Raw genomic sequence first — 26,374 nt, forward strand, 5'->3', positions numbered from 1 at the left:
CCCGGAGCCGACACCATGTACACCTTGCTGGTCGCCGACGATCACCCGATGTTCCGTGAGGCCATGGTCGGCGCGATCGCCGCCGCCCTCCCCGACAGCCGCGTACTCGAGGCCGCGAGCCTCGCCGAGGCGATCATTCAGGCCGAAGCGCAGGAGGAGCTCGATCTGCTGCTGCTCGACCTGGCACTGCCCGACAGCGAGGGCCTGGCCGGCCTGCGCCGGCTGCGCGAGACGCTGCCCTGGCTGCCGGTGGCGATCCTCTCCGCCGAGCAGAGCCGCGATATCGTGCTCGAAGCCCTGGGCCTGGGCGCGGTGGGCTATCTGCCCAAGTCGACGCCGCGCGACGACCTGCTGGCGGCGCTGCGCCAGATTCTCGAAGGCCAGGTCTACCTGCCGGCGGATATCCTGCGCCGCCCCACCGCCCGCCACGCCGCCACGGGCGCCTTGGCCTCTTCGGCCGCATCCACGACCTCCCCATCGGCATATACGACCTCGCCCACACACACGGCGACCCACGGCGACGCCCTCGCGGACGGTATCTCGCAGCTCACCGCCAAGCAGTTGCAGGTGCTGGCGTGTCTCAGCCGTGGGGAGTCCAACAAGGCGATCGCCCGCGACCTGGCGATCGCCGAGACCACGGTCAAGAGCCATGTCTCGGCGATCCTGCGTAAGCTGGGCGTGAACAGTCGGGTGCAGGCGATTCTCACCGCCCAGACGCTGGATCTCGACGACCATCCGCCACGCTAATTGGAAAGGCTAAGAAGCGAGACCAATAACATCTTCAAGCGCAGCGGTTTGACCGGCTTCAACAGATAGGCGTAGCCGCGCTCGCGAATCCGCGCCTTGAGCACCGCATCATGGTTGGCAGTGACCATCAGCACCGGCAGGTCGGGGTGCTCGCGCCGGAGCTGCTCGGCGACCGCCAGCCCATCGTCGTCCACCGCCTCGAGGTGGTAATCGATCACCAGCACGTCGGCGCTGGGCAGATCAGCGGCGGCCTCGCGCAGTGCCGCCAGCGACAGCCCGCCCGCGATACGGCAGCCCCAACCGGTGAGCAGCGCGCGCATGCCATCGAGCACCGCCGGGTCGTCGTCGATGATCCACACCTTCGCCCCCGCGAGCTGGTCGTTGCCCGGCATGACCTCCGCCGGCGCCACGGGCAGCGGTGCGCAGCGCCCGTAGGGCACACGGACCGAGAAGGCCGAGCCCTGCCCCGGCCGCGAGTGCAGCGTGACCGGATGGCCCAGCATTGCGGCGATGCGATCGACGATCGCCAGGCCCAGCCCCAGGCCACGCTGCTCGCGGTCGTAACCGGCCGCCGCACGCCGGAACTCGAGGAAGATCGCCTCGCGCTGATCGGCGGCGATCCCTGGCCCGGTATCGCCGACCACGATCTCCAATCCGTCGTGGCGCCGCCGGCAGCCCAGCAGCACATGCCCGGTGGAGGTATAGCGAATGGCATTGGTGAGAAAGTTGCGCACCACCCGCGCCAGCAGTTGCAGGTCGGAGTCGACCACCGCCGTGCTGCGCACATAGTGCAGGGTCAGCCCCTGGGCGTGGGCCACCTGCTGGTACTCCTCGGCCAGGGTATCGAGCAGCTCATCGGCCCCGAAGGCGGCAATATCCGGCTTGAGCACACCGGCATCGAGTCGCGAGATATCCACCAGCGTGCCCAGCAGCGCCTCGACATCCTTGAGCGAGCGGCCGATCTGGCCGACCAGCGGCTTGGACGCCGCCGGCACCTCGTGCTCATCGAGCGCGCTGGTGAACAGCCGCGCCGCATTCAGCGGCTGCAGCAGGTCGTGGCTGACCGCCGCCAGAAAGCGGGTCTTCGACAGGTTGGCCGCCTCGGCCTCGCGCTTGGCCTCGCGCAGGCGCTCCTCGGCGGCCACGCGGGTGGCGATCTCGTCGCGCAGCTGGTCGTTGACCTGACCCAGCTCGTCGAGGGTGCGGTGCAGCGCCTCGGTGCGCTCGCGTACCTGCTCGGCCAGCAGCACGGCGTGTTCGAAGGCGGCATAGGGCGCCCCGCCGGCGACCCCGCTCGACTCCACGCGCTCGATGAGCGCCGCGCAGGTGCGGCGCAGCCGAGCGTTCTCCTCGACGAGGGTGCGCTCCCGCTCGCTCGCCGGTTCCGCCGTCTCGGCCGTCGGGGCATCCAGTAGCCACCCCGGTGAGGGTCCGGTTGATGTGCCTCCCATGGTGCTGCTCTCCCTAGTCTGCTCAACGGAAGTGTCGGCTGTGCTCGATCAGGGCGCGTAGCTTGGGCGTGACCGAGCGACGGCTGGGATAGTAGAGAAAGAAGCCGGAGAAAGGCGGCAGCCACTCATCGAGCAGCGAGACCAGCTCGCCACGGTCGAGATAGGGCTTGAAGGTCTCTTCCATGCCGAAGGTGATGCCGCCACCCGCCAGTGCGGTGCGCAGCATCAGCTGCATGTCGTTGGTGGTGATCTGCGGTTCGACCGCGACGTCGAACGCCTGCCCGTCGCGTTCGAACTCCCAGCGATACGCTGCGGTCTCCGGCAGTGGCCGCCAGCCGATGCAGCGATGGCGGGTCAGCTCCCGCGGGTGTTGCGGCGTGCCGTGGCGGGCCAGATAGCCAGGTGTGGCCACCGCCAACTGGCGCTGATCACCGGTCAGCGCCACCGCGACCATATCCTTTTCGATCACTTCCCCCAGCCGCACGCCCGCATCGAAGCCGGCAGCGACGATATCGAACTCCTCGTCGCTCACCGTCACGTCCAGGGTGATGTCCGGATAGGCCTCGGCGAAGCGGGCGATCAGCGGGCCGGAGAGAAAGCGCTCGGCGATCGAGGTCGCGGTGATACGCAGCTGGCCGCGGGGCGACGCTTCCCGGTCGCGTGCCGATTCGATGGCCGCGCCGAGCTCGTCGAACGGCGCCGAGATCGCTGCCAGGAACTGCTCGCCCTCCTGGGTCAGGCGCACGCTGCGCGTGGTGCGCTGGAACAGCGGCCGGCCCAGGTGGCGTTCGAGCCGCTGCACACCTTGGCTCACCGCCGAGCGGGTCACCCCCAGACGGTCGGCGGCGGCACGGAAGTTACCCGTCTGGGCGACGGTGACGAAGAGCGTCAAGAGATTGAGGTCCATGCCTATTGATAAATCATGCTAACCACCAGGTCCAGTCCGGAGCCAGTTCTCTTGGACGATGCCGCCGCTTACCGTAGGCAGCATGCAAGAAGCACTGGGCTTCTTCTTCATCCCCGGAGCACACATCATGCAAACCCTCGACAAGGTCGTCCTCATCACCGGCGCGAGTGGCGGTATCGGCGAGAGTATCGCCCGCGAGCTGGCCGCCGCCGGCGCCAAAGTCATGCTCGGTGCGCGCCGTCTCGACGCGCTGGAACGTATCGCCACCGAGATCCGTGCCGACGGTGGCAGCGTCGAGATTCACGCCCTGGACGTCACCGACCGCGACGCCATGGCTACCTTCGCCCAGGCCGCGCTGACGCGCTGGGGGCGTATCGACGTGCTGGTGAACAATGCCGGCATCATGCCGCTTTCCCCGCTCGCCGCCTGCAAGCTGGACGAGTGGGAGCGCATGGTAGACGTCAACATCAAGGGCGTGCTGTGGGGCATCGGCGCGGTACTGCCGACCATGGAGCGCCAACAGGCTGGGCAGATCATCAATATCGCCTCCATCGGCGCCCTGCAGGTGGTGCCCACCTCGGCGGTCTACTCCGCCACCAAGTTCGCGGTGCGCGCGATTTCCGACGGGCTGCGCCAGGAGAGCGCCCACCTGCGGGTGACCTGCGTCAACCCTGGCGTGGTCGAGAGCGATCTGGCCTCGACCATCACCCACGAAGACACCGCTGATCTCATTGCCCACTATCGTGAAGTCGCACTCAAGCCTGTCGATATCGCACGCGCAGTGCGCCAGGTGATCGAGGCCCCGGAGAGCGTCGATACCACGGAGATCACCATCCGCCCGACCGCCTCGGCCAACTGAGCCCATCCCGGAGCGAACCCGCCGTGACGCGCTGGGAACCCGGCGAGAATGACGCCATATCGATTCGGCGAGTGGGCGCTCACGCTCGCTCGCCGGTCCCGCCGTCTCGGCCCTCGGGGCGCCCAATCGCCACCCCGGTGAAGGTCTGGTTGATGTGCATCCCATGGTGTTGCTCCCCATAGGTGTTGAAGCCGACCGTTCGATGACGCCGCAATAACCCTTCCGCCGCCGTGACCGTCTCCAGCGCCTCGATCTCCAGCCGGCGCAGGAAGCAGTCGCAGCCGATCACCAGCGCCGGCGACCCCAGCCGCGCTTCCAGCCCTGCAAACACCGACTCGAGATCGTCGAGTATCGGTGCTGGGGTCATCGCGGTGAGCACGATGCCGTTCTCCACTGCGCAGTAGAACGTCAGGCTGCCATCGGGATTGACGCGCTGGATCGAACGCACGTAGTGCGCCTCGCCGATGCGCACCGCCAGCGGATGGCGGGCGAAGTCGGTCTCGTCGAGCGCGTCGACCGGGCGCCCCACCAGCCGCGCATACTCCTCGGCGGCGGGGGCGGCATTGAGCTCGAACACGGTCCGCCGCTGGCGATCGGCGGCAGTGACCACCAGCTTCTCGCGCCGGGGCCGCAGATGGTGGGTGCTGAACACCTCGAACGGCAGCGGCGTATTGACCATCACCACCACCGCCGCCTGATCGTGAAAGCGCCCCTGATGGAAGACGTGGGTATGCGCCAGGCGGTTATCGTCACCGGCGGAGCCGCCGAAGCTGGGGATGCTGCCCAGCGCCGCATCCAGCGTGGCCAGCACCTGCTCCTCACTGCTCGACAAGCCATCGAGCAGGGTCAGCGCGAAGCTGTGCCCAGCCACCGGCGCCACCGCCTGATGGCGGCACTCGTTGAGCAAGGTATCGGTGAGGCGCTGGGCGCGAATCAAATCGAAGTGCGCCAGATCGTCGATCAGTGCGGTCGACACGGCAAAATGCGCCCGGGGGAAACCAATCGCCACGATGCCGCCGCGGGCGTAACCGTTCGGCGTGATCTCCCCGGCGGTGGTGCAGCCGCTGACCGGCACGCCCTCAAAAGCGGCGGTCAACGCCTCGCCGAGGGCCGCCAGCGGGTACTCGGCGCTACAGAAGAACAGCACCGCCCCCAGCCGCGGCCCGGCCAGCGGCTCAGCCAACACCAGCGCCAGTTCACGCGCGGCGCGCGTAGGATCGGGATCATGGCTACAGGCGGTGGGCAGCACCGCGGCGGGCGAGGAGTCGCCTACCGGATGGGCCACCGAGGGCGGCGTCGGCGCATCGAGCATGACAGCGGACCTGCGCAGGGAGTGGTCTCGGCAGTGTAGGCCGCACCAGCGAGGGCCCACAATGGGGCTACACCACTCCCTCGAAAGCCCTTGCGCTCGGCGATGTGCCGGAATGCTCTTCAGCCCACGAACGGCGGAGAGCCTTCTTGCCAAGGAGGACATCATCGATTAACGTAACGACGTTACATCGAATATTGGAATGTCACATGACGTCCTGCAACCATGAGCCTGCATCGTCCACTTCCCCCACGCTGCCCTCCGCCGATCAGCTGACGCGCAGTGCGGCGCTGTTCAAGGCGCTGGGAGATCCCGCCAGGCTGGATCTGCTCTACCGCTTGAAGGATGGCGAGCGGTGCGTCGGCGAGCTGGTGGGCGAAGATGCCAAGCTCTCGACGGTTTCCGCCCGGTTGCAGACACTGCTGAACGCTCAACTGGTCAAGCGGCGCCGAGATGCTCGGCACCTCTACTACAGCCTGGCCGACCAGCATGTCGTTCAACTGATGGACAACGCGCTCGCGCATGCCGACGAGGACGCCCAGTCGTCATAGACACGGGGATGCCTCGCCCAGGCCGAAGCGCCACCCACTGCCCTTCTCATACAAGCGTTCTCACGCAGAAACAGGAGTCGACGATGAGCTGCAACACGCACGACAACCACCCCCACGAGCACGGCCCGAACTGCGGTCACACCCAGATCGAGCACAACGGTCATGTGGACTATCTCCACGATGGTCATCTGCATCATCCGCACGGTGATCATGTCGACGAGCACGTGATCGAGGTCTCCGATCAGAACCCGGACGCCTGCACCCCGAATCATCAGTGCGGCGACCATGCTGCCGATCACGTGCACGGCCCGGACTGCGGCCATGAAGCCGTGCCGCATGGCGACCATGTCGACTATCTGGTCAATGGCCACCTGCACCATCCGCATGGCGACCACTGCGACGACCACGGCCCGGTCAGCGTCGTTCGCTGATCTTGCCCGGCATCGCTCATGATGCAAAACGGCCAGGCATCGATATGCCTGGCCGTTTTCGTTGATACGTCTTGCCCCTGACCCTAAGCAGCGCCCACTCAGAGGTGATCCCTGAGTCTTCGCATGGCCCTGGCATCAGGGCACCGCTCACCCCGCCAGATGGCGATCGAAGAAGTCGAGCAGTCGGGTGTGGTGGGTATTTTCCGCCTCACTGCGCGGTATATGGTCTTCGCCTTCGTAGTAGTGAACCTCCGGGGACCGGCCATGGGCCTGCAAGCGGGCTTCGAGCCGGCGAGTCATCGCCACCGACCAGACGCGATCCGCCGTGCCGTGGCTGAGGAGCAGCGGGCCGGCATAGCGCTCGATCTCGATGGGTTGGGTGGGCAGCAACGCTTCGGACGAACCGCGCCAGTTCCAGGCGCGGTTGGCGCCATCCCACGCCTGCCAGCCGGGGTCACCCACATCGCGGAAGGTGCGCCCATCGAACGCGCCGCAGATACAGTCCGGCGGGCTGTGCGCAGCCACGGCATCAGCGATGCCCGGTACGCCGTCTCGCGCCATCAACGACGTCAGCAGCAGGGCGTGCTCCGCCCCGCGGGAAACGCCGTAGAGCCCAACGCGGCCGGAAGAAATATCGAAGCCACGCAAGGCTTCCAGCGCGGCGGCGCTCCGGTCCAACGACACCTCATGAATGCTGCCAGCATTCCAGACGTTGCCACCCTGGGAGTAACCGAAGGGAAAGGCCAGGAAGCCGTGCGCGGCGAGGAGCACCGCATTGCGGTGGCTCCAGCCCGACCAGGCGCCCTCCGAACCATGCAGGATCATCACGGTAGGAAAAGGGCCGTCACCCGGCGGGCCATAGGTCGTGCCCCACTCGGGGAGCAAACGGCGGACGATCTTGAGTGGCACGGCTACGCTCTCGTGTGGCTTCCAAGTCTGAAGAACTTACCCGAGTCGACGCATGCTAACCATGATGGATCAAGGCCGGGCTGCTGAGCAGTGGTATTGCCCAGAGTCATCAACATGCTTAGTCGAGATAGGGCTTCAGCACCTCTTCGATCCAACTCATGAAGGCGCGGACACGGCGGGACAGATTTCGTCGATGGGCCACGACCAGGGAAACATCCAGTGGTTCGGGGCGAAAATCCGGTAGAACCTCTACCAGCGCTCCACTCTCCAGGTGGCGGCCTATTCCCGTTAGCGCAGCCTGGATCAGGCCGATGCCGGCCAGGCCAGCCGCTTCGTAGGCCTGGACGCTGTTCACTTGCAGAGCGCCGGGCAGCGGCAGCGTGGCGTAGTCGTCGCCGTCCGGATATTCCCAGCCATAGGGCCGGGCGCCGAGCGCCCGGCTGTAGTGGATCGTGCGATGGCCTTGGCGGTGCAGATCCTCCAACGCCCTGGGTGTGCCGTGCCGCGCGAGATAGACCGGGCTGGCGGCATTCACCATACGTAGCCGGCCCAGAGGGCGGGCGATCAGCGTTTCGTCACCGACCGGCCCCAGCCGCAGAACGCAGTCGAAGCCCTCCTCGACCAGATCCACCTGCCGATCCGTGCTCGATACCTGCAACTCCAGATCGGGATAGGCTGCCATGAAATCCGGCAGCGCCGGTACGAGCGTCGTGCGCGCCAGTTCGGTCGGTAGATCGACCCGGAGGCGCCCCTGCAGCGCGACGCTCTCCTTGGCAAACATCGACTGTAGCTCATCGAAATCGGTCAGCAGTTCCCGCGCGCGCTCCTGAAAGCGCCGCCCGTCCTCGGTCAATTGCACGCTGCGCGTCGTCCGATGCAACAGCCTGGTACCCATGCCCTCCTCCAGTTGTCGCACGACGGTCGAGGCGCGGCCCTTCTGGATACCCATGCTTTCCGCCGCGCGGCTGAAGCTGCGCATCTCGGCGACCCGAATGAAGATGTGGAGATGTTCGAGGTTGTGCATCCACAGGCCCTCATCTGTTCTCCCTCAAGAGAACAATCCGTTCTATTTAGCATACTCAATGAGAACAGAATTGCAGGATACAGTGCGTCTGGAAAGCCACTCCATATGGGAAACATCATGGCGAAGCGCGCAAAACCAGACCGCCTGTCCTGGATCGGACGTTCAGCAAGTGCCTTGGTCATCGCGGCGCTGCTCATGGATGCAGCGGTGCAATTCTTCGTCCCGAGCCTGGCCTCGGGCATGCTGCGGGAAATGGGATTCGCACCGGCCATTGCCCCGGTACTGGGCACGATCATGGCCATCTGCGCCCTCCTCTATGCCATTCCGGCCACCGCCTTTCTCGGCGCGATCCTCGTCACGGGATTTCTCGGCGGAGCGATCTGCGCGCATGTGAGGCTCGGCGAGATCGGATCGCCACCGGAACTCCTCTCGCTGCTACTCGGCCTGCTGGCCTGGGGCGGCCTGTACCTGCGCGACCGGCGCCTTCACTCCCTGCTGCCGATCCGCCAGTAAGCCGACCGGGCGGGCATCCCATGGCTGCGCGCCAACTCGCTCCAAGCCAACCTCGAACATCAGGACACCGACATGACCCAGAAAGCCATCACCACCGCCGTCGTCTACCACTCGGGCTATGGCCACACCCAGCGCGTCGCCGAGGCGGTCGCGGACGGGGCATCGGGAACGCTCATCGCCATCGACGCCGAAGGCGGCATCCCAGAGAGCGCGTGGCAAACGCTCCACGCCGCGGATGCCATCGTCTTCGGCTCGCCAACCTACATGGGCGGCCCGAGCTGGCAGTTCAAGAAGTTTGCCGACGACAGCTCGAAGCCCTGGTTCGCCGAGCAGTGGAAGGACAAGATCTTCGGCGGCTTCACCAACAGCGCCACGCTCAACGGCGACAAGCTCAACACGCTGCAATACTTTGTCCTGCTCGCCGGGCAGCATGGCGGTATCTGGGTGAGCCTCGCGATCAAGCCATCGAACGTGAAGGCCTCGAAGCGCGACGATCCCAACCGGATCGGCTCCTATATCGGCTCCATGGCGCAGTCGGACGCCGACGCCGCCCCCGAGGAGATGTCGCTGGGCGATCTTGAAACCGCCCGGCGCTATGGCGCGCGCATCGCAGAAGTCGCCGGCCGTTTCGCCGCGACGCGCACTGTCTGACCCGCGTCACTGCAAAGCACACTCGGCGCCATCCCGAGCAAGCCAGTCTCGGGATCGCCCACTTCACGGCCACCGACGAACTACTCGTCCAGATGATGGATGGTGAAACGACGGCGGTGGATATGAATCCGCTCCGCGCTGATCGTTTCTGAAAGTAAAACAACACGAAAACGGGCGCCTCAAGGGCGCCCGCTTTGCGCAGATTCACGTACAGATTGAAATTGGCTTAGAGGTACTCCCCCCCTGATCCTTGGCGCCCTTCGTCGCAGTAAAGCGCTCAACAAGATGTTACGGTGGCAAGCGAAGTAACGCGTTACGACACCTTTGGCTTATCCTACTTTAGGTCAGCTAACGGCCAAAAGCGGACGTTCAGCCAAAAGTAGATATAACGCCGCGCTCTGCGGCAAATTTGGAGCGTAGCGGAAAATTTGTCCGACAGCAGCGCCTTGTTAGTGCTAACCTAGAGAGCGAAATATAATTCATACTTGAGTGGCTGCACGATAGCTAGATGAAGCTTTAATCATATTGATAGTTATATGTATTCAGCATGTTAGAGGTTTCATAAGGCTTTCCACCTTGAGTTCTACGGCCATACTCAGCAAATAAGAACAACCTCTCTTTTGCTCTTGAAGCTATTACATAAAGCATTTTTGACTCAGCATCTCTTCCTACCTGAGCAGGTTGATTAATTATGTCATTCCAATGGGGGATATAACCTTTCAATAAACCGAATGCTATTACAGCCTTATACTCCTCTCCCTTTATCCCATGACATGAGTTTACAACCACCCCAGAAGACTCCTTAAAGAAACTCTTAAGGGCAACTACCGTATCTTCATATTGATCGTTGTTGTTTTCTATATTTGAAGCGGCCTTCTCAAAGAACAGTTCAAATTGTTCTTTAAGCAACAAATCATGTGATAAATCTATATTCAATTCATCCAGCAAAAACTCAAAGCACTCTTTAAGATACTCAGTACCTAAAACAGTATCGCTGTGAAAAGAATTAATTACTTTAAGCAGTTTTTTTGCGGTTAAATCACGGGCTTGATGATGACTTTCTACAAGTCTACTTAACAACTGATTTGCCCATCTAACGCGAGCACTTAGCAATCTTCCTGACGGCTCAGTCAATACTAATTTGGAAACTATCAACCAAAAATTATCTTGTTGGCCGTAAAATGGTGACAAAGCTGGTGCGTCAAACTTCACCTGCGGTAGTAAAGTTATGAGCTTCTTTGTCATTGACCTTATCGGTGCCCACTGAGGAGCAATAACACATATATCATTTTCATTTGTGCCTTTATTGAGCTCATCTTGGATTAACCCTGATATAGTTCCGGCCAAATAATCTTTGCCCACTGATTGATTAAAAAAGCTTATGGTTCCTTGCTCATTTCTATGCGCTGCTTTTGATAGCCCTCCTTGAACACCTCTAAAGACAGAGAAGTAGTCAACTAGTCTTTGCGTAGAGCGGTAATTGTCACTAAACGTAAATTGAGTGATGTTACTGCCCATAAACTCTGCGTTTAATTCTGCCAAGGAAAGAGATTTTCCGCCAATGCCTCCATAAATCGCTTGATTCTCGTCTCCCACAATAAACAAAGAAGGCTTTTTATGTGACTCATTAAATATCTTAGCTAGAATCGCATACTGTAGATCTTGAGTATCTTGAACTTCATCAACGCATATGTGAGCAAATACATTACTTAACGTTTGGGCAATTTCTGGTAGCATTTCCATTAACTGAAACGCAAAATAGAGCGACTGGTCAAAATCGATTTTCTTTCTTAAAGATAATATCTGACGGTATTCTTGCTCTACTTCCTTTGCTCGGACATTAAGATTCTCAACCACACCCTGCCTATTAAAGGCTGTATTTACGTCATCGAAAATCCTTAAACCTTTATCGACTTTTAATTTGTTAAGAATTTTTCTTGTTTCGAAATCATCCGCAATAGAGCAACCAGAATTAAGCATTTCAGAGTATGAGGCATAAGGCTTTATTAACCACTCAAGTACAAATGAATGAATCGTCCCAGCCCAAACTCGGCCACTTTCGATGGTGTAATTTTCTTCTAGTCTTGTCTTTATTTCATCGGCAGCTCTATTTGTAAAAGTTACAGCTAGCACTTTATTGTTTTTATGTGTTAACTCCTCAACACATTTTGCTATACGTGCCGTAAGAGCTCTAGTTTTTCCACTTCCTGGGCAGGCTGTAACGTACGCATTTCCGTTGCAATATACAGCGGCGTGCTGTTCAACACTTAATTTCATACATATCTATCCAGAAGTCGAATCAGGTAAGACAAGTCATCATCAGGACATTGTTTTTCAAACTCATCAATACAGGCATTAATATCCATATGGTTGTCAGTGAAAAACTGTATTGGTTTATATTTATCTTCCAATACTGGCATGGGGTTAGAAAGCCTATAACAGCACATTTTGTAAATAATTTTAGGCGCAAGTTTATGGCCACATGAAAATGCAATTGCATCTAGTATGTAATTGGGGACGTAAGTTAGAGAAGTTACTTTTTCAGAAGTCAGTAGAGACAGCCATCCTTTACCAACCTTGTCGGCAAGACGAAGTATTTCTTTTCCGTAGATTCTAACTTCGCGATCTTTAAGCAAGCCTATTGATTTATCTATACTGCCTTGCTGTTGGTAAATAGAGGGGAGCACTTCTTTTAGTTCAAATGAATTATCAGCACTCACGAAGTCAACTTCAAAAGTATGGTTGGCGTAAAAAACGCTGATATAATCATTATCCTTAGCATGTTCGTCTAGCTTGCCCTTTCTAATCACCCCTGATTTTTGAGAATTTCGACATGACTTTTGATACTTGTTGTCATCAGCCTCATCATCTGGAAGGGGTTCGATGGATGCATCTAAATCAGTAATAATTGCACAGTGTTTTCGTATTCTGTCCGGGTGAAATAAGTTTGAAACGTGCTCAAAAAAAGCGCTGTCCATACTTACTAGGCTAATACCAAGCTCGTCCAGTGATACACCAAGAACCTTTTTAACTAAAGCAGGAATTAAAATAAGCTCCGCGTCGCCCTCAACTAATATTACTCCTTTAGCAAAAAGGAGTGTTGAGCGGGTGGCGTTCAGGTATCTTTCTATGCGGCCACATTCTGTGGAATTTAGATTGTTTGAAGGTTGGAAAACATCAACGATATTTTCATTTAACCCAAGTATGTTCACCTCGGAAATTTTTGCTACAGATGAAATTTGAGTTGAGTGCGTTGACAGGAACACTTGAGTCTTATTGACAGCGTGGTTTTCAAATAATGTTTTTTGAATATGAGTATGAATGTGAGCTTCTGGTTCTTCTATGACTAAAAACTGTGCCGCTTTATCGGCCTCCTGTTTTCGCTCATATTCTAGTAGTTTTAGCGCGACATAAATTAAATTAGCCCCACCAAGACTAAGCTCATTAAGGTCACCGCTATAACCGTCAACATAGTTGTCACCAACAGTTAGCGAAAGTTTTTGTAACAGTTTATCTAATTCACTAGGTAAAGACGACTCAATATCAATGATTGGAGAAAACGTATAGCCAACCGTTTTATGCAGCGTATCTTGAATTCCGCTGGAAACTTGCCTGATTTCATCCAACTCTGAAATTGCATTGTTTATATCAGAAACGAGGGTGGTTATTTTTTCGGAATTTTTGTCGGATATGTCTGATTCCAGTCCCTTCAATAAAGCTATTAATGGACTGTTTCTGTAGCTCTTTAAGTCTGAGACTACATCTCTCAATGCTTTCACAAATGTAAAGGATACTTCTTCATGCAGCGGTGAAAGCTTTACTCCATAAGCCTTAAAATCTTTGTTATCCGGATCTGGAAACACGAAGTTTTGAAAGTCACCGACTAGATCTCGATATGTATCATCGCATAAGAAATCAGCGTTTGCTCTACCAGAAAACACGGGCTCATAGTCTTCTATACTAATTTCATCAACTATTTGCTGGGCTAATGCTGCGTTACCATTTGCTTCAAATAGAGCTTGTCTTACTTTGAGGCAGGGTCTGAAATAATAGGTTAGAGTGCCTTTTTCGCTGCCGTCCATATGACCTGCATTGTGTTTTAGCATCTGGCAGCCTTCATGAGGTGACAGCTCATCAAAGTCTATAGAAATCACAATCCAGTGGCCTTTCCAGGCTCCGAGGTTACGGCAGAAGTCGCTATCTCGTAAATTTATTATGTTTCTAGGTAATGACTCGTCAAGAAGAAGTCTTAATGCGAAAAGCGCATTGGTTTTGCCTGAACCATTTTCACCGAGAATAGTGTTAACGCCTTTTTTAAATTCGAAGTTTGCGCTTAAGAAATTTCTGAAATTTCGTATTCTTAATGAGTTTATATACATCACTTATCCTTAAGTTCTTTAAGACTCCCACAAGAGCACTAACGCTTGGCTTTGCGGCGCACCGGAGCGCCAGCCCAGGTGCGTCCGAAAACAGCCATTTGTTAGAGCCTTAAGGGTTCAGCCATTCCTTATCAGGTGCACATATGATGCGAGCATCGATATATGCCATTTCCATTGTTAGGACAGTTCTGACCATATACTTCCTTCTACCGGCATCTCTCTCAACAACAAGAGCAACATCAGCAGACTGGTCGTCAGTAATAGAGAGAGGCAGTAGAAGCTGAACTTTTCCGTTGTACCAATGAGGAACTGCGAGCTTGTAGTTCCTTCTCAGCCTAGCTCTCAACTGCGCAATAGCGCCTTCAATCGCATTACGGGCAAGCTGCGGATTACCCTGTAAAACATCAGGTAAGCGATCCTCATTGTCATTGATGATGTGCTCGTACTGCACTTCAAAGTCATACCGGTGATCATAAATAAGGTCAGCGGGGTCATCGGTGAAAGTGGCAATATCAGGTAGTGGCTCAAAATCCCTAACTTTATCAGAGTAAGCATCAAAGTAGCCAAACAATGTCCAGTCAGGCTGTTGCTTTTGCTCGGCTTGGCCGTTTCGATAGAAAGTTGCGAAAACATCCTTGCCTTCTGGTGTCTGAAGCCCTGTGTTTAAGCAGGCTCGACTACCATCATCGGAATATCGAATCTTATCCTGTTCCTGAAGCCGCAAGAATGTGTAGTTCAAGAAGTTCTTGAGTATTGGGTAATACTCATTTTGCTTTTTGAACTCCAGTCTTTGAAAGTCCCACTGCTCAGGCCGTGCCTTTTCCGCTAGCTTTTTCATGGGAGTCTCCCAATTTTCCCCGGCGTCTCCGCGGTATGGAAAATGGGCGAATACAGTTCGAGGATTTTGGTCCCGATAGCGCTTCATCAAACTTTCGTATGGCAAACTTTCTCTCCTATTCTCTTCTCTAACAGGTATTAGACAGCGCGCTCGTTTATTGACTTGAAGGCGCACGCAAGTTCAACAATATTATGCTGCGCACTGTTTTCTCCATAACATACTGAAACATCGACATATTAAATATAGCTTGGCCACATAACACCAATCATAGTGCCAGCTGCATAACACCGATGAGCGTGCAGGCAGCCTTTCCACCATGGCTCCTTTGGGTCGAAAGCAGGCATCATAGTTTCAATCTATTTCCGTTTGCTAACTATCGACTTTTCTAGCGTCGTTAATTCCGTGAATCCAGCCATCCTACCGCCCGGAGATGACATCATTCCCCTGCGACTCCCTGCAATTCTCTTCACCAGCCCTACTATCGGCTACAGTTTCTGAACGTTTATCTAAAATTAACCTCGCCTTGGTATAGTTTTGCAACAAAAAAGCCTGCCGGTAAAGGCAGGCTTTCGTATGAGGCTGGTGATGCGGTGGGACTAGACGGCTCTCGCCTGACCTAGTTAGGGCTCACTCCCACTCGATCGTCGCGGGCGGCTTGCTGCTGACGTCGTAAGTCACGCGGGAGACGCCGCTGATCTCGTTGATGATGCGGTTAGAAACCTTTTCGAGCAACTCGTACGGCAGGTGGGCCCAGCGGGCGGTCATGAAGTCGATGGTTTCCACGGCGCGCAGGGCGATGACCCATTCATAGCGGCGGCCGTCGCCGACCACGCCGACCGATTTCACCGGCAGGAAGACGGCAAAGGCCTGGCTGGTCTTGTGGTACCAGTCGGCGTTGTGCAGCTCTTCGATGAAGATGGCGTCGGCTTCACGCAGGATGTCGGCGTACTCTTTTTTGACTTCGCCGAGAATCCGCACGCCCAGACCCGGCCCCGGGAAGGGGTGACGGTAGACCATATCGTAGGGCAGGCCGAGTTCGAGGCCGAGCTTGCGCACTTCGTCCTTGAACAGTTCACGCAGCGGTTCGACCAGTTTGAGCTTCATGGTCTCGGGCAGGCCGCCGACGTTGTGGTGCGACTTGATCACGTGGGCCTTGCCGGTCTTGCTGGCGGCGGATTCGATCACGTCCGGGTAGATGGTGCCCTGGGCGAGGAAGTCGACACCGTCGATCTTGGCCGCTTCGCGGTCGAACACGTCGATGAAGGTGTTGCCGATGATCTTACGCTTGGCTTCAGGGTCGTTTTCACCGCCGAGCTTGGTCAGGAACTCGTCTTCGGCGTCGACCCGGATCACCTTGACCCCCATGTGCTGGGAGAAGGTCTCCATCACCTGGTCACCTTCTTGCTTGCGCAGCAGGCCGTTGTCGACGAACACACAGGTGAGCTGATCGCCGATCGCCTTGTGCAGGAGTGCGGCGACCACGGAGGAGTCGACCCCGCCGGAGAGGCCGAGCAGTACGTGGCGGTCGCCGACCTGGGCGCGGACGCGCTCGGTCAGATCTTCGATGATCTGGGCCGGGGTCCACAGCCGCTCGGCCTGGCAGATCTCGAGCACGAAGCGTTCGAGGATGCGCTGGCCCTGCAGGGTGTGGGTCACTTCCGGGTGGAACTGTACGCCGTAGAAGCGCTTTTCCGCCCAGCTCATGGCGGCGATCGGGCAGCTCTGCGTCGAGGCGGTGACGGTGAACTCAGCCGGGGCGCGGGCGACCTTGTCGCCGTGGCTCATCCAGACATCGAGCAACGCGCCGCCGTCGTGGCCGACGTGATCCTTGATGCCGCCGAGCAGGTCGTCTTCGCTGGAGACGTTGATCTGGGCGTAGCCGAACTCACGCTTGTCGGAGCCTTCGGTGGCGCCGCCGAGCTGTTCCGCCATGGTCTGCATGCCGTAGCAGATGCCGAACACCGGCAGGCCCAGTTCGAACACGCACTCGGGGGCACGCGGGGAGCCCAGCTCGGAGACCGACTCCGGCCCGCCGGAGAGGATGATGCCGTTGGGGTTGTATTCGCGGATCTCTTCTTCGGTGATATCGAAGGCGCGGATCTCCGAGTAGACCCCGATCTCGCGCACGCGGCGGGCGATCAGCTGGGTGTACTGGGAGCCGAAGTCGAGAATCAGGATCTTGTGCGAATGGATGTCGGTCATCGAATGAGCCCTGGGTGTGAGTCTTAAACGAGCAGCGGCGCTGTTAGGCGCCGCTGACAAAGCCGGAAATGGCTGGAAACTGTGTCGATGGCCGAGTCCCTGGTGGGGGCACTCGGCCATGACGGGAAACCTTTCGAGCGATGCTCAAGGGGTTCCAGAATCACTAACGATCAGGCGCCGCGATAGTTCGGCGCTTCCTTGGTGATCTGCACGTCGTGCACATGGGACTCGACCACGCCGGCGCCGGTGATCTTGACGAATTCCGGCAGCGTGCGCATCTCGTCGATGTTGTGGCAGCCGGTGTAGCCCATGGAGGCGCGCAGGCCGCCCATCATCTGGTGCACGATGGCGCTCATCTGGCCCTTGTAGGCGACTCGGCCTTCGATCCCTTCCGGCACCAGCTTCTCGACGCCCTCTTCCTTGCTCTGGAAGTAGCGGTCGGAGGAGCCCTGGCTCTGGGACATCGCGCCCATCGAGCCCATGCCACGGTAGGCCTTGTAGGTACGGCCCTGGAACAGCTCGACCTCGCCCGGGGACTCTTCGGTACCGGCGAGCATGCTGCCCAGCATCACGGTGCTGGCACCGGCGACGATCGCCTTGGCGATATCGCCGGAGTAGCGGATGCCGCCATCGGCGATCAGCGGGATGTCGTAGGGGGCAAGCGCCTCGGCGACGTTGGACACCGCGGTGATCTGCAGCACGCCGACACCGGTAACCACGCGGGTGGTACAGATAGAGCCGGGGCCGATGCCCACCTTGACCGCGTCTGCGCCGGCTTCGGCCAGCGCCACGGCGGCGTCACCGGTGGCGATGTTGCCGCCGATCACCTGCAGCTCCGGGTAGTGCTCCTTGACCCAGCGCACGCGGTCGATCACGCCCTTGGAGTGACCATGGGCAGTGTCGACCACCAGCGCGTCGACGCCGGCTTCGACCAGCGCCGCGACCCGCTCCGGGGTCTCCGGGCCGGTGCCCACGGCGGCACCCACCAGCAGGCGGCCGTCGGAGTCCTTGGCGGCGTTGGGATAGGTGCGCGCCTTTTCGATATCACGCACGGTGACCAGGCCGCGCAGGTGGAAGTCCTTGTCGACGACCAGGATCTTCTCGATGCGGTTTTCCTGCAGCTTCGACTTGATGGTGTCGAGATCGGTGCCTTCGAGCACGGTGACCAGCTTGTCGCGCGGGGTCATGATCGCTTCGACGGTGTCGCTGTGGTCCGGCTGGAAGCGCATGTCACGCCCGGTGACGATGCCCACCAGCGTCTCGCCCTCGACCACCGGGAAGCCCGAGTAGCCGTACTCGTCGGCCATCGAGAGCAGGTCCTGAAGCTTGGCGTTCGGACCCACGGTGACCGGGTCCTTGACGATGACGCTCTCGTGCTTCTTGACCTTGCGCACTTCCGACGCCTGCTGGGCGATGGTCATGTTCTTGTGGATGATGCCGATGCCACCTTCCTGGGCCATGGCGATGGCCAGGCGCGCTTCGGTGACGGTGTCCATGGCGGAAGAGAGCAGCGGGATGTTGAGGGTCAGCTTGCGGGTCAGGCGGGATCTGAGGTCGACGTCTCTGGGCAGGACATCCGAGTAGCGGGGTACGAGTAATACGTCATCGAACGTAAGAGCTTCTTGCGCCATACGTAGCATAGTCGGAAACCCAATTTGGCAGGTGGTGGGGGCCGGTGGCAACGCCCGTCCGGCGCCGGGTCTGGGGACTGACGACTCGGCGGGTGCTGCGAAAAGTTAATCGCGCATTATAGTCATTTGGTCGATGACGCTCAATGCCGATAGAGAAGTCACACGCGGCCGAAGTGGCCCGACGGGTCGCGCTGCCGCCCATGGCGGCCTTCGTGTTACGCTGCCGGGCCACCCCCGAGCGCTGGAAACCCGCATGCCCGCCCCGACGCCCCAGGCCCTTTCTGTCAGCGATCTCAACCGCCAGGCGCGCCAGATGCTGGAGCGCGGCTTCGGCGACTGCTGGGTCGAGGGCGAGATATCGGGGCTGGCGCGCCCCGCTTCCGGGCATATCTACTTCAGCCTGAAAGACGCTAAGGCCCAGCTCAAGTGCGCGTTCTTCCGCAACCGGGCAAGCCTGTCGCGCACGCCGCTGAAGGATGGCGACCGCATCAAGGTTCGCGGCCGGGTGTCGATCTTCGAGCCGCGCGGCGACTATCAGTTGATCGTCGATGCCGTGCAGCCGAGCGGCGAAGGCGAACTGATGGCGGCCTACGAGCGGCTCAAGCGCCAGCTGGAGGCCGAGGGCGTGTTCGCCAATGCGCGCCCCCTGCCCTATCCGCCGCGTCATCTGGCGCTGATCACCTCCCCCAGCGGCGCGGCGATCCGCGATGTGCTGGCGGTGCTCGCGGCGCGCTGGCCGTTGACCAAGGTGAGCCTGTTCCCGACGCCGGTACAGGGGCGCGAGGCGCCGCCGGCGCTGATCCGTGCGCTCGCGCTGATCAACCGCCAGGCACGGCGAGACGCCGAGATGCCGGTCGCGGAGCGGGCACCGGGCGCCCCTGAGCCGTTCGATGCCGTGCTGATCACCCGCGGCGGCGGTAGCCTGGAAGATCTGTGGGCATTCAATGACGAACATCTGGCGCGGGCGATCTTTCATTCGCGCCTGCCGGTACTGGCCGCCATCGGCCACGAGGTGGATTTCACCCTGGCCGAGTTCGCCGCCGATCTGCGCGCGCCGACCCCCTCGGCGGCGGCGGAGCGGCTGGCGCCGGACCGCCGCGAGCTGAGCGCCGGGCTGGCCCAGCAGCGCGGTCGGCTGGTGCGCGCCTGGCAGCAGCGTGCGGATGCCGAGGCGCAGCGCCTGGATCATCTGCGCGCGCGCCTGCGCCACCCCGGCGAGCGTCTGGCCCAGCAGCGCCAGCACCTGAATGGGCTGGAACGGCGTCTGCGTCTGGCGATGCGCCAGCGCCTGCAGCAGGAGCGCCAGCGTTACGATGCCACCCAGCGCCGCTTTGCCCTGCTCGACCCCAGCCGCACCCTGGGCCAGGCCCGCGAGCGGGTCGAGCGCCTGGGCACGCGCCTCGAGGCCGCCCAGCAGATGCGGCTGCGCCAGGAGCGCCAGCGGCTCGAAGGGGTGGCGCGGGGGCTCAATGCGGTCAGCCCGCTGGCGGTACTCGGACGCGGCTACGCCATCCTGCAGGATGACAGCGGCCAGGTGATCCGCGCCGCCAGCCAGACCCAGCCGGGGCAGACGCTCACCGCCCGCCTCGGCGAGGGGCGTCTGAAGCTGGAAGTGAAGCGCCGCCTGAAGGGCTAAAAACCACAGCGGTGATACAACCCTCAGGGACCCGTTTCAGCGTTGATGCGCTTCAGCTCTGCCCCACCCTTCGCGCCGGACGCTGCTCCGGGTCACCCGGCTGCACGAGATGAATCCGCGTACCACCCTCACCCTTCCCTAGCCCCGGCTTGAGCCGCTGCTCGCCGTCGTAATGGCCGCCGTTCTGGCGCCGATAGGCGATCGGCGTATCGTTGAACAGCCCCGCCAGGCGCTGCTCGAGATCCGCCGCGACCTGCTGCCAGCCGGCTTCGTCCAGGCGGTCGCTCGAATAGACCGGAAACGGCGGCATGACCGTCAGCCCCGGATAGAACAGCGTGCCGTGATGAATCGGCCACAGAATCTCCTCCAGGCTGCCGTTGACGCCGCGCTCGCTGTAGTGCGGCGCGCGCCCGCCGATCGGCACCATCAGCATGGCGCGGCGCCCGGCCAGCATGCCTTCGCCGTAGCGGTCGCCCCAGCGCTCGCCGCCATGCTCCCCCACGCCATAGGCGAAGCCGAAGGCGAACACCCGGTCGACCCAGCCCTTGAGGATCGCCGGCATGCCGAACCACCACAGCGGAAAGCTGAACAGCACCGCATCGGCCCACAACAGCTTCTGCTGCTCGGCGGCGATATCCGCGGTCTGGGTATCGGCGGCGTAGGCGTGGCGGGACTCGGCGATATAGCGCAGCCGCTCGGCATCGAACGTCTCGGTGAAATCCTCGCGGTCGGCGAGTGTCTTCCAGCGCATGGCGTAGAGGTCGGAGACCTGCACCTCGTGCCCTTGCGCTTCAAGGGTGGCCACCGCCATATCTTTCAGCGCGCTGGTCAGCGACTGCGGTTCGGGGTGGGCGTGGACGATCAGGATATGGGACATGCCGGCTCCTTGTCGGTGGTCGTTCCGCGGGTGTGCGGGGTCGATCACGATCTTGCCGCCGGCTCTGGTATCTTTGAAATCGGATATTTTATTGCCAGGTATAAACTGAATGGATATCGAGCGGCTGGACCTCAATCTGCTGGTGACCCTCGACACCCTGCTGGCGGAGCGCAACGTCAGCCGTGCCGCCGAGCGCCTGCATCTCAGCCAGCCGGCGATCTCCACCCGCCTGACCCGGCTGCGTGAGCTGCTGGGTGACCCGCTGCTGCTGCCCGCCCAGCGCGGCATGATCCCGACCCAGCGCGCACTGGAGCTGCAGGCGCCGCTGCACGCGGCCCTCGAGAGCGTGCGCCAGGTGGTGGCGAGCACCAGCCCCTTCGACCCGGCCACCGCCAGTGCCACGGTGACCCTCGCCGCCAGCGATTACGTACAGTACGCGGTGCTGCTGCCACTGGCCCTGGCGCTGAGACGCGAGGCCCCGGGGCTGGCGATCGCCTGGCGCACGCTGGACCACGCCGCACTAGCGGCGCAGATGGCCCGGGGTGAGGTCGATCTGGCACTGACAATGCCGGAGATGGCGCCGGACACTCTGCGCATGCGCAGGCTCTACCACGAGCACTACGTGGCCATCGCCCGCGCCGGGCACCCCGAGGTGAGCGACCCGCTCGATCTGGATACTTTCTGCGCGCTGGAGCACGTCATCGTCTCACCCCAGGGCGGCGGCTTTCACGGGCCGGTGGACGACGCCCTGGCGGCGGTCGGCCGGCGCCGCCGTGTCGCGCTCTCGGCACCGGGGTTCCTGGTCGTGCCGGAGATCGTGGCGCGCAGCGAGCTGCTCGCCCTGGTGCCCTCACGGGTCGCCGCGGGGCGTGGCGAACGGCTACAGCGGCTGGTGCCGCCGCTGATCGTGCCCGGCTTCGATATGGCCCTGCTGTGGCACGAGCGCACCACCACCCATCCGCTGCAGCGCTGGCTACGTCAGCGCCTCGCGGATTTGGTTCAGGCTGGCTCGGGGCAGCCGGCAGCGTCGGCTGGGCCGGAGAGAGGTGTTTAGAGCGAGAGGCGTAGAGCGAGACATAGCGTGCATCAAGAGACCCCGACGGCTAACACCGCCGGCGCCGAATGCGCTCAGCTCGTGGTATCAGGCATCGCGGTGGGCTTGAAGGCGCCGGGATCGAGGTCGTGGCGGGCCAATAGCTTGTAGAAGTCGGTGCGGTTGCGCCCGGCGATACGCGCCGCCTGGGTGACGTTGCCCTCGGTGATCTTGAGGACCTTGATCAGGTAGCTGCGCTCGAAGCCGGCGCGCGCTTCGCTGAACGAGGGCAGCGCGTTCTCCTCCGCCGCCAGCGCCTGGGAGACCAGCGCTTCGGGGATCATCGGCGTGCTGGTCAGCGCCACGCACTGCTCGACCACGTTGACCAGCTGGCGCACGTTGCCGGGCCAGGCGCTGGAGGCGAGCAGGTTGAGCGCCTCCGGCGAGAAGCCTTTGACGAAGGGCTTATGCCGGGCGGCGACCTGGGCCACCATGTGCTTGGCCAGCAGCGGAATGTCCTCGGCGCGCTCCTTGAGCGGCGGCAGCTTGAGATTGACCACGTTGAGGCGGTAGTAGAGATCCTCGCGGAAGTCGCCTTCGTGCATGGCGCGGTCGAGGTCGCGGTGGGTCGCCGAGATGATGCGCACGTCGATCGGCACCGACTTGGTGCTCCCCAGCGGGCGGATCTGGCGCTCCTGCAGCGCGCGCAGCAGCTTGACCTGCAGGGTCAGCGGCATGTCGCCGATCTCGTCGAGGAACAGGGTGCCGCCGTCCGCGGCCAGGAACAGCCCCTCGTGCTGGCTGACCGCGCCGGTGAAGGCGCCGCGGGCGTGGCCGAACAGCTCGCTCTCCAGAAGCTGCTCCGGCAGCGCGCCGCAGTTGATCGCCACGAACGGCTTGTCCGCACGCGGGCTGGCCTGGTGCATGGCGTTGGCCAGCAGCTCCTTGCCGGTGCCGCTGGGGCCGGTCACCAGCACGCTGACATCGGAGGCAGCGACCATGTAGGCCTGCTCCAGAATGCGCTCCATCTGCGGGCTGCGGGTGATGATCTTGGAACGCCACATCTCGCCACCCTCGCCGCGGGTGGTCGGCGTCTGCGCCAGCGCTTCGTCGATGGCGGCGAACAGCTCGTCGCGGTCGACCGGCTTGGTCAGGAAGCTGAACACCCCCTGCTGGGTGGCACTCACCGCATCCGGGATCGAGCCGTGGGCGGTGAGAATGATCACCGGCATGCCGGGCACCCGGCGCTGCAGTTCGTGGAACAACGCCAGCCCATCCATCTCGTCCATGCGCAGATCGGAGAGCACCAGGTCCGGGGTGTCGTCGGCCAGGTGGCTGAGCGCGGCGCGGCCGCTCTCCGCGGTGGTGACACGAAAGCCACGGCTCTCCAGGCGCATGCCCAACAGCTTGAGCAGGCTGGGATCGTCGTCGACCAGCAGAATGTGCGCGGTGTTGGCCGAGCGCCCCGGCTGCATGGCGGGGGTGCGCGTCGGGCGGCGCTTGGTGACGTCGGTTTGCAAAGACATGAATGGACTCCTCCTGCCATCGCGCGGCCTGTCATCGGACAGACCGGTCACGTTCGGTGTGACAGGCTCGCGCAGGGCCAAAGCCGCCGCACGAGCCGATGGCTCAGTCGCGTGAGTTGATCGTTCTTTCGATGTCGGTGAGCGCGTCGAGCTTGTCCGACATCTCCTTGAGCTGCTGTTTCAGCGCCTGGTTCTCGCGCTTGAGCGCCTGATCACCGCCCTCGCCCGCGCTGCTGGCGCGCTGGGCATAGAGTTGGCGGCGCTTCTCCAGGCCATTGAGCCACTGCTGCAGAAGCGGCTGCAGGCGCGTCGGTGCGCTGTTGATACTCGCCTTGTAGAGCTCGGAGGCCCGACGCCAGTCCTGGGGGGCATCCCACCCCAGGACCACCGCGCGGGCGGCCTTCTGGTTCGGGCGCGAGCCGGCCAGCCGGTCGAGCATCATCTCGCGCCACTCCTTGTCGGCGCGCTGGGCGTCGAGCCCGAAGGCGACCCAGGAGTCGAGCAGACAGACGTTGTCGGCAAACGTCGGCACCTCGCCGCACCCCTGGGGCGATGCGGCCGTGCCGGTCAGCGACTGGCAGCCGCTGAGAAGCACCAGCGCGGTCAGCGCCAGCACGCCCTTCATTCGCGTGATCATGTCATCGTCCTTGCGTCATGGGTCAGCGTGCCCGTGGGGCCGCTGGCCTCGTTATCGTCGGCCGCCGCCGGCTCGACCCAGGGCAGGGTGAGACGGAAGCAGACCGGCAGTTCGGTATCCGCAGCCAGGGTCAGATCGCCCTGCTGCAGGCGCGCGCAGTCGGCGGCGATCGAGAGTCCGATCCCCGAGCCCTTGAGTGGCCCCTTGCGCCGTGCGCTGCCCTGGTAGAACGCCTTAAACAGATGCTCGCGGTCGGCCTCGGCGATCGGCTCGCCGCTGTTGGCCACATCCAGTGTCAGTTCGTCGCGCTGCTGGGCCAGACGGATGGTCAGACGGCCGCCATCCTCGCCATAGGCGATGGCGTTGGAGATCAGGTTGTCGAGAATGCGCGCGGTACGCTCGCGGTCGGCCTGCCAGATCATCGGATGGTGCGGGCTGGTCACCTGCATCCCCTTGCTGTCGAGCGCCAGGCGGTGCTTGGCCAGCACCTCCTGAATCACCGTGGCGAGGTCGAAGCGGGTCACCGTCACGCAGCGGCTGTTCTGCAGCAGGTTGTAGTCGAGCAGTTGCTCGATCAAGCGCTGCAGCTCCTGGCCGTTGTCGTCGATCAGCCCGACGATCTCGTCCTGGCGCTCGTTGAGCTCGCCGGCGACGCCATCGGAGAGCAGCGCGGTGCCTTCACGGATGCTCGCCAGCGGGGTCTTGAGTTCGTGGGACATGTGGCGCAGGAACTGCTGCTTCTGGGCCTCCAGCTCGGAGAGACGCTGCGCCAGCCAGGTCAGGCGATCGCCCAGCTGAACCAGCTCTGCCGGGCCCTGGATACGCACCGGCGTGGTCTCCGGTTCACCGCTGCCGAGCCCGAAGATGCGCTGCTCCAGCTGGCGGATGGGGCGCGTGATCAGCCAGGTGAAGAACAGCATCAACATGAGGCTGGCGGAGACCAGCGCCGCCGACTGCATCCACAGCCGCGCCTTCACCGCATTGGCCTGCTTGCGGATGTTGGCGATGCGCTCGTCGATCAGGGTATTGGTCGCCTCGCGCACGGCGTCGGACTCATTGGCGAAGCCGGAGAAGCGATCGAGGAAGGCGTCCATGTCATCGCTGGGCATCTGCGGCAGCACCGCGAGCTTGGCATAGCGCTTAGCCAGCGACTGGAAGTCGGGGTTGTCACCCATCAGCGTCCGGTGCTGGGCCAGCAGCTCGCCGAACTGACGCGACTTCTCGTTGTAGATGTCGCGCAGCCCCTCCTCTTCGATCACCGCGTACTGGCGCGCACTACGCTCCATCTGCAGCGCCAGCGAGCTGAGCATGCGCGCGCGGCGGGTCTCCTCCACTGCCTGGCGCGCGCTCTGGTCGGCCAGCGAGGAGAGCTGGGAGAGTGCCTGGCCGGCCTGGAACATGAGAATCGCGATCGGCAGCATGACGAAGAGGAACGCCAGCAGTACCAGTTGCATCAGTGAGCGCGGGCGCCAGCGCCGGGAGAGCTCGGAAGTCATAAGCGTGGCTCTGTGCAGGAGGCCCATTTGAGTCATGGATCGTTCCGCAAGGATAACATTTTTATTGAATGCCCATGCGCTGACACAGGCGCCCCGGCGCAGCTGCAGAAGCCGCAAAAAAAGAGGGCCGGCAGAGCCGGCCCAAGGTACGCAGGGAACTGAAGGGTTACTGGAACGCCCTTGAAAAACTGCCTGAATCAGCTGTTCGAAGGCGTACCGCGGGCCGCGAGGCCCCTGGAACCGCGATGACGACATCTGCCAATCAGGGGCTGTCGTAACACGTGGCGGCGAACCGCCTGTCCCAGTCCTGAACCGGTCGCCGCAGCGGCCGGTCATAAAATGGTCCCCTCGCAGGAGGGGGAAGGCATCCTTGCCGGGGCGTCCTTGCCCTAATGGTGCATCTCCTTGCCCGCAGGCCGCACCCGTCTCATCGCAACCTAAGTCACACATCGCGTGGAGCGGACGCTCTCGAGTTCACCGGGCCCGGCACAGGGTGATGATGGGCCGCGGCGAGACTCGATGAGACGAACTCGGAAGATTCGTCTCGTCGCTCTCGGAGAATGATAGTGCCAAGGGTGTGCCACTTTTTTATTTTTATTTTAAAAACAAAAGCTTATATATGGCAAAAACAGCGACGATCATCGACGGGAGGGAGACACGGTGGCAACGGAAGGAATTGGCGCGCCAAAGCGTCGGCAATGAGCGACGCTTTATCGGCGATTTTCAATAAATGCTTATTGATCAGAAGCTTGACGTGTATCCATAAA

Annotated in this window: 22 protein-coding genes; 8 read left to right on the top strand and 14 right to left on the bottom strand. The window is 61.0% G+C overall.

Annotated elements, in window-relative coordinates; translation table 11 throughout:
* Window positions 1-15 precede the first annotated feature (15 nt).
* Window positions 16-747: a response regulator transcription factor gene (locus DOM67_RS07745; protein ID WP_110675056.1), complete on the top strand. Its 732-nt coding sequence runs from the start codon at window positions 16-18 to the stop codon at window positions 745-747.
* Here the strand turns inward: DOM67_RS07745 and DOM67_RS07750 are convergent.
* Both DOM67_RS07750 and DOM67_RS07755 read right to left on the bottom strand, forming a co-directional pair.
* Complete coding sequence (locus DOM67_RS07750) at window positions 744-2,198, bottom strand: hybrid sensor histidine kinase/response regulator (RefSeq protein ID WP_110675057.1); 1,455 nt, start codon at window positions 2,196-2,198, stop codon at window positions 744-746. The genes DOM67_RS07745 and DOM67_RS07750 overlap by 4 nt on opposite strands.
* Before the next feature lie 22 nt (window positions 2,199-2,220).
* Window positions 2,221-3,105 carry a LysR family transcriptional regulator gene (locus DOM67_RS07755; protein WP_198651755.1) on the bottom strand — a complete coding sequence of 295 codons (885 nt, stop codon included), beginning with the start codon at window positions 3,103-3,105 and terminating at the stop codon, window positions 2,221-2,223.
* A gap of 82 nt (window positions 3,106-3,187) precedes the next feature.
* On the opposite strand from DOM67_RS07755, the gene DOM67_RS07760 reads away from it, so the two are divergent.
* Window positions 3,188-3,964: an SDR family oxidoreductase gene (locus DOM67_RS07760; protein ID WP_232825174.1), complete on the top strand. Its 777-nt coding sequence runs from the start codon at window positions 3,188-3,190 to the stop codon at window positions 3,962-3,964.
* A gap of 79 nt (window positions 3,965-4,043) precedes the next feature.
* Here the strand turns inward: DOM67_RS07760 and nosP are convergent, their stop codons facing one another.
* Window positions 4,044-5,276 (bottom strand): nitric oxide-sensing protein NosP, encoded by a 1,233-nt coding sequence (gene nosP / locus DOM67_RS07765; RefSeq protein ID WP_110675059.1) that lies wholly within the window; start codon window positions 5,274-5,276, stop codon window positions 4,044-4,046.
* A gap of 206 nt (window positions 5,277-5,482) precedes the next feature.
* Here nosP and DOM67_RS19975 point away from each other — a divergent pair, with 206 nt between their 5' ends.
* On the top strand, window positions 5,483-5,824 hold the full coding sequence (locus DOM67_RS19975; RefSeq protein ID WP_198651756.1) for a metalloregulator ArsR/SmtB family transcription factor: 342 nt from the start codon (window positions 5,483-5,485) through the stop codon (window positions 5,822-5,824).
* Window positions 5,825-5,907: 83 nt separating this feature from the next.
* Complete coding sequence (locus DOM67_RS19980) at window positions 5,908-6,255, top strand: hypothetical protein (protein WP_198651757.1); 348 nt, start codon at window positions 5,908-5,910, stop codon at window positions 6,253-6,255.
* Between the two features lie 147 nt (window positions 6,256-6,402).
* On the opposite strand, the gene DOM67_RS07775 is transcribed toward DOM67_RS19980, so the two are convergent.
* Together DOM67_RS07775 and DOM67_RS07780 are read right to left on the bottom strand one after the other, a co-directional pair.
* Window positions 6,403-7,164 (bottom strand): acyl-CoA thioester hydrolase/BAAT C-terminal domain-containing protein, encoded by a 762-nt coding sequence (locus DOM67_RS07775; protein WP_110675060.1) that lies wholly within the window; start codon window positions 7,162-7,164, stop codon window positions 6,403-6,405.
* A gap of 118 nt (window positions 7,165-7,282) precedes the next feature.
* Window positions 7,283-8,188 carry a LysR family transcriptional regulator gene (locus tag DOM67_RS07780; protein ID WP_110675061.1) on the bottom strand — a complete coding sequence of 302 codons (906 nt, stop codon included), beginning with the start codon at window positions 8,186-8,188 and terminating at the stop codon, window positions 7,283-7,285.
* A gap of 117 nt (window positions 8,189-8,305) precedes the next feature.
* On the opposite strand from DOM67_RS07780, the gene DOM67_RS07785 reads away from it, so the two are divergent.
* Entirely contained in the window at window positions 8,306-8,701 is a 396-nt protein-coding gene (locus DOM67_RS07785; protein ID WP_110675311.1) for a DoxX family protein, read from the top strand.
* 72 nt (window positions 8,702-8,773) lie between these two features.
* A complete protein-coding gene (locus tag DOM67_RS07790) occupies window positions 8,774-9,352 on the top strand; it encodes a flavodoxin family protein (protein WP_110675062.1) in 579 nt (192 codons plus the stop codon).
* Window positions 9,353-9,868: 516 nt separating this feature from the next.
* On the opposite strand, the gene DOM67_RS07795 is transcribed toward DOM67_RS07790, so the two are convergent.
* The 5 genes from DOM67_RS07795 to guaB form a co-directional block, all read right to left on the bottom strand.
* On the bottom strand, window positions 9,869-11,629 hold the full coding sequence (locus DOM67_RS07795; RefSeq protein WP_110675063.1) for an ATP-dependent helicase: 1,761 nt from the start codon (window positions 11,627-11,629) through the stop codon (window positions 9,869-9,871).
* Window positions 11,626-13,731 carry an AAA family ATPase gene (locus tag DOM67_RS07800; RefSeq protein WP_110675064.1) on the bottom strand — a complete coding sequence of 702 codons (2,106 nt, stop codon included), beginning with the start codon at window positions 13,729-13,731 and terminating at the stop codon, window positions 11,626-11,628. Before DOM67_RS07800 ends, DOM67_RS07795 begins: the two co-directional genes overlap by 4 nt.
* Window positions 13,732-13,840: 109 nt before the next feature.
* A complete protein-coding gene (locus tag DOM67_RS07805; RefSeq protein WP_198651758.1) occupies window positions 13,841-14,569 on the bottom strand; it encodes a DUF3825 domain-containing protein in 729 nt (242 codons plus the stop codon).
* A 627-nt stretch (window positions 14,570-15,196) separates the two neighbouring features.
* A complete protein-coding gene (gene guaA / locus DOM67_RS07810; protein WP_110675066.1) occupies window positions 15,197-16,771 on the bottom strand; it encodes a glutamine-hydrolyzing GMP synthase in 1,575 nt (524 codons plus the stop codon).
* A gap of 170 nt (window positions 16,772-16,941) precedes the next feature.
* A complete protein-coding gene (gene guaB / locus DOM67_RS07815) occupies window positions 16,942-18,411 on the bottom strand; it encodes an IMP dehydrogenase (protein ID WP_110675067.1) in 1,470 nt (489 codons plus the stop codon).
* A gap of 244 nt (window positions 18,412-18,655) precedes the next feature.
* Between guaB and xseA the strand changes: the two genes are divergently transcribed.
* A complete protein-coding gene (gene xseA / locus DOM67_RS07820; RefSeq protein ID WP_110675068.1) occupies window positions 18,656-20,038 on the top strand; it encodes an exodeoxyribonuclease VII large subunit in 1,383 nt (460 codons plus the stop codon).
* Window positions 20,039-20,090: 52 nt separating this feature from the next.
* On the opposite strand, the gene DOM67_RS07825 is transcribed toward xseA, so the two are convergent.
* On the bottom strand, window positions 20,091-20,915 hold the full coding sequence (locus DOM67_RS07825) for an NAD(P)H-dependent oxidoreductase (protein ID WP_110675069.1): 825 nt from the start codon (window positions 20,913-20,915) through the stop codon (window positions 20,091-20,093).
* A gap of 109 nt (window positions 20,916-21,024) precedes the next feature.
* On the opposite strand from DOM67_RS07825, the gene DOM67_RS07830 reads away from it, so the two are divergent.
* Entirely contained in the window at window positions 21,025-21,969 is a 945-nt protein-coding gene (locus DOM67_RS07830; RefSeq protein WP_110675070.1) for a LysR substrate-binding domain-containing protein, read from the top strand.
* A 74-nt stretch (window positions 21,970-22,043) separates the two neighbouring features.
* On the opposite strand, the gene glrR is transcribed toward DOM67_RS07830, so the two are convergent.
* The 3 genes from glrR to DOM67_RS07845 all read right to left on the bottom strand — a co-directional run bounded on the left by glrR (window position 22,044) and on the right by DOM67_RS07845 (window position 25,607).
* Entirely contained in the window at window positions 22,044-23,423 is a 1,380-nt protein-coding gene (gene glrR, locus DOM67_RS07835) for a two-component system response regulator GlrR (protein ID WP_110675312.1), read from the bottom strand.
* Window positions 23,424-23,577: 154 nt separating this feature from the next.
* Complete coding sequence (locus DOM67_RS07840) at window positions 23,578-24,111, bottom strand: hypothetical protein (protein WP_110675071.1); 534 nt, start codon at window positions 24,109-24,111, stop codon at window positions 23,578-23,580.
* Window positions 24,108-25,607 (bottom strand): ATP-binding protein, encoded by a 1,500-nt coding sequence (locus DOM67_RS07845; protein WP_110675072.1) that lies wholly within the window; start codon window positions 25,605-25,607, stop codon window positions 24,108-24,110. The genes DOM67_RS07840 and DOM67_RS07845 overlap by 4 nt, the downstream gene beginning before the upstream one ends.
* Between the last annotated feature and the right edge of the window lie 767 nt (window positions 25,608-26,374).

The organism is Salinicola sp. RZ23 (assembly GCF_003206675.1).
GTDB classification, from domain to species: Bacteria; Pseudomonadota; Gammaproteobacteria; order Pseudomonadales; family Halomonadaceae; genus Salinicola; species Salinicola endophyticus.